This window comes from Agromyces humi (assembly GCF_009720255.1).
Taxonomy (GTDB): Bacteria; Actinomycetota; Actinomycetes; order Actinomycetales; family Microbacteriaceae; genus Agromyces; species Agromyces humi.
The window spans coordinates 1-2,944 of record NZ_WJSP02000429.1 but is presented as its reverse complement, the minus strand read 5'-3'; the positions used below and the strand labels follow the sequence as shown (position 1 = coordinate 2,944).

Below are 2,944 nucleotides of genomic sequence, written 5' to 3'. Positions count from 1 at the left end.
TGCTCGAGGTGGCCGGGCAGGAAGCGTCCCTCTCGTACCTGCTCGAACCGGGCACCCCTACCGTCTGGCATCACCGTCCCCTCGGCGAGTACCTGCTGGTCGGCGAGGCGGTCGTCGTCCACGAGCGGTCGCGGCCGCCGTGCCACGGTCGCCGTCCGTGTCGGACGACACGTCGGGGTCGACCTCGTCGGCCTTGCGCAGGCGCTCCTCGGCCTCGGTGCGCAGCTGCTGTGCGTTCGACTCATGCTCGGCTCGCTCGCGCGACAGGCGCTCGGCCTCGAGCTGGGCCTGCATGGCGTTCGCCTCGGCCTGCTTCGCCGCGGCGTCCGCACGAGCGGCATCCGCCTCGCGCTCGCGCCGGGCGATGTCCGACTCGTACGCGTTCTGCCGCAGGTCGGCCGCCTTCTTCCGCTCCGCCTCCAGATGGGCTTCACGCCGTCGCCGGCTCGTCATCAGCACCGCGACCACGATGATCGCGATGACGACGATGACGCCGACGATGATCCAGATGATGGTGCTGGTGTCCACAGGGAACCGCCTCCTCGAATCGGGTCGGCCCCAGCCAATCCATCGTGACGATGGTCCGCAATGCCTTGCGCTTCGGCATCGAGTGCGGGATCATCCCGCCGTCTGCGCGACCTCCCCGCCGTGTGCAAACGCCGTCTGACCTGCGAGAACGCCGTCGAGGAGGCGCTCCAGCGTGGCGAGGCCGTCGGGTGACGTGACCGATTCCAGATGGCCCTGCACCGATGCCACGCGCGGCGCCCGCAGGGCGTGCACCACCCCGGTCGCGGCATCCGAGGCGACCTCGAGCCCGAGCCGCGGCGTGGTCGAGCCGGTGGGCGCGTGGGCCGAGAACGTGTTGTAGTAGCCGATGGCCGCCGGCTCACCGAAGACGTCGACCTCGAGCTGCACGCCTTGGCGGGGGGACGGCAGCGGTTCGATGGGCAGGCCGGCGAGGTCGGCGAGCACCTGGTGGCTCAGGCACACCGCCAGCATGGGCCGCCCCGAGGCCAGTCGAGCCGTGATGAGCGTACGCAGCCGCTGCAGGCGCGGGTCGTCGGCGTCCCGGGGGTCGCCGGGGCCGGGGCCGAACACCACGAGGTCCTCGGATGCCTCGGCGGCCGCCTCGTGCCACGGCAGCACCCGCGCATCCACCCCGAGGTGCCGCAGCTGGTGGGCCAGCATCGTGGTGAAGTCGTCGCCGACGTCGATGACGACGGCGGTCGCGGCACGGGTCGGCGTCGAGGCCTGCGGCGTCCGCCAGAACGCGGCGAGCCGGTCGTTGCGGGCGTCGAGCAGCGTGCCGAGCTGCTCGTCGTCGATGGTGCGCCTCGGTGCCGCCAGCCGCGGCAGGGCGCCGAGCGCGGTGAGCACGCCGGCCGCCTTCGCGCGGGTCTCGGCGACCTCGCCTGCGGGATCGGAGTGCCGCACGAGTGTCGCACCGACGGGCACCCGCACCCGGCCGGTCCCGTCGAGGTACGCGGTGCGGATGAGGATGGGCGCGTCGAGGTCGTGGCCGCCGGGGCGCGGGGTGAAGCGGGCGAGCACGCCGCCGTAGTAGCCGCGGGGCGTCGGCTCGTGGCGTGCGATGACCGCGCAGGCGTTGCCCATCGGCGAGCCGGTGACGGTCGGGGCGAACATCGTGAGCCGCAGCACCTCCCGCGGGTCGAGCGTCGAGCGGCCCTCGAGCAGGTACTCGGTGTGGGTGAGGCGCGACATCCGCTTCAGGAAGGGACCGCGGATGCGTCCGCCGTCGGGGCACACCGCGCTCATCATCTTGAGTTCCTCGTCGACGACCATCACGAGCTCCTCGCGCTCCTTGACGTCGTCGAGGAAGGCCAGCAGGGCGGCATCGTCGGGCTCGTCGTCGCCGGCCGCGTGGCCGCTGACGCGGACGCCGCCTCCGTCGCCGTGCCGGAACGTCCCGCTGATCGGGTTCATCGAGACGACGCCGTCGATCGACGACACATGCCGTTCGGGGGTGGCGCCCGCGGCCGCCAACCCGGGCGTGCTGATCGCGAACGTCCAGTAGGCGCCGCGCTCGTGCTCGAGGAGCTGGCGCAGCCATCCGAGCACCGCGGCCCCCGGCGCGGCATCCGTCGACCCGGCGAACTCGCGCCGGATGACGAAGTTCGCTCCCTCACCGCGCCCGATCTCGTCCTCGATCACGCGGCGCACCACCTCGGCGTAGTCGTCGTCGCTCACGTCGACCGCCAAGTCGGCGACGACCACCGGATGCCGCGGCAGCAGCTCGATCGCCTCGTCGACGGCGACCGACTCCCGTTCCCGCACGACGAGGCACCGGATCGGCGCGTCGTCGTCGTGGGCGGCGTAGCCGCGCTCGCGCACCTGGCGGAACGGCACGAGCGCCAGCACCTCGGCGTCGCCGAGCGGGATGTCGGCGAGGCGATGCGCGTCGACGACCTCGCCGACGAGCACGTCGAGGGTCGGTTCGTGTTCGCGCCGGACGACGGCGAAGGGAGGCGCCGCAGCGGCGGACGCGGCGAGGAGCGAGGAAAGCAGGCGAGTCATGTCGGTCTCCGGTCGGGCCCTCGGCCGGAGCATCCCGCTGCAGACGCGAAACGACCGCCCTCGGGCGGTCGTCGTACGTCGAAACGCAGGGAGTCCGCCTAGGAGGCGGGCCACCAGGTGCGGATCGACGCGGTCATGTCGAGCACTCTAGGGCATGCCGCCGCCCGGCGCACCCGGTGGCGCGACGACAGTACGATGCGGGGGTGCCTCCAGAACCGGACCCCGCCCTCGTGGCGAGGCTGCGCGCGGCGGGGTGCGTCTTCGCGGAGGACGAGGCCGCACTGCTCGTCGAGGCCGTCGACGGACGATCCGATGCCCCGGCCGAGCTCGAGCGCCTCGTCGCGCGGCGTGTGGCCGGAGCGCCGCTCGAGCAGCTGCTCGGCTGGGCCGGGTTCGCCGGTCGGCGCAT

2 protein-coding genes and 1 pseudogene are annotated in these 2,944 nt (G+C 73.1%); 1 reads left to right on the top strand and 2 read right to left on the bottom strand.

From position 1 onward, the window contains the following. Positions 1-57: 57 nt before the first annotated feature. Both GH736_RS20335 and GH736_RS20330 read right to left on the bottom strand, forming a co-directional pair. Entirely contained in the window at positions 58-528 is a 471-nt protein-coding gene (locus GH736_RS20335; protein WP_159606561.1) for a hypothetical protein, read from the bottom strand. Positions 529-618: 90 nt separating this feature from the next. After that, a complete protein-coding gene (locus tag GH736_RS20330; RefSeq protein ID WP_203230882.1) occupies positions 619-2,535 on the bottom strand; it encodes an anthranilate synthase family protein in 1,917 nt (638 codons plus the stop codon). 203 nt (positions 2,536-2,738) lie between these two features. Between GH736_RS20330 and GH736_RS20325 the strand changes: the two are divergent. Further along, positions 2,739-2,944, top strand: a pseudogene (locus GH736_RS20325) (putative protein N(5)-glutamine methyltransferase); the annotation flags it as partial.